Origin of the sequence: Pseudomonas sp. AM4(2022) (assembly GCF_036346515.1) — a bacterium.
GTDB classification, from domain to species: domain Bacteria; phylum Pseudomonadota; class Gammaproteobacteria; order Pseudomonadales; family Pseudomonadaceae; genus Aquipseudomonas; species Aquipseudomonas paracarnis.
The window spans coordinates 1-625 of sequence record NZ_JAOTNW010000069.1; the positions used below are offsets into that span (position 1 = coordinate 1).

The 625-nt window shown below is 55.7% G+C and carries 1 protein-coding gene; it reads right to left on the bottom strand.

What is annotated here, in order from left to right; genetic code table 11:
• Positions 1 to 625: immunoglobulin-like domain-containing protein (locus tag ODQ19_RS27990; RefSeq protein ID WP_330211838.1), on the bottom strand; the 625-nt coding region annotated here is incomplete at both ends.

Here is a 625-nt window from a genome sequence, read left to right on the forward strand (position 1 = left end):
ATTGCCGCCTTCACCAACGGTAGTCGTGGCGGTCAGGACCAAATCGACCTTGTCGATGGTGTCGTTGATCGTGGTGGTTGCACCGTCGCCTGCTACTTCGAGTTTTTCGAAGTTGCCGCCAGTGGTTTCGGTGATCTGGACGGTCTGCGTGCTCTTATCGATGAACACATCATCGGTAGGCGCAGGCACAGTCACGGTGCCGACGGTGTCGCCAGCTTTGATAGTGATCGAAGAACCGTTATCCAACTTCAAAGTGACGTCAGTGCCCGCTTTGTTGGAAAGCGTTGCGGTGTACGTAATTTGACCACCTTCGTTCACTGCACTTGGTGCAGTCAGCGTCACCGTCGTGGTGTTGTCAGTGCCGGGAGTATCGGTGACGGTGGTGTTCACCGCCGTGGTACCCGGTACCAGGTTTTCAAAATGCTCGCCGCCCGTCACACCTTTGATAGCGGTGGTGACAGTTTGGTCGCCCTTGTACACATCATCCGGTGCCAAGACCGAAACAGTGCCGCTGGACTGGTTCACACCAATGGTGATGGTTTGGCCGTTATCCAGGGTGACGGTCAACGGGTTGGTGATGTTGGTCACCGGTGCGCCGTTTTTATCCACAAGGCTGGCGGTGTAA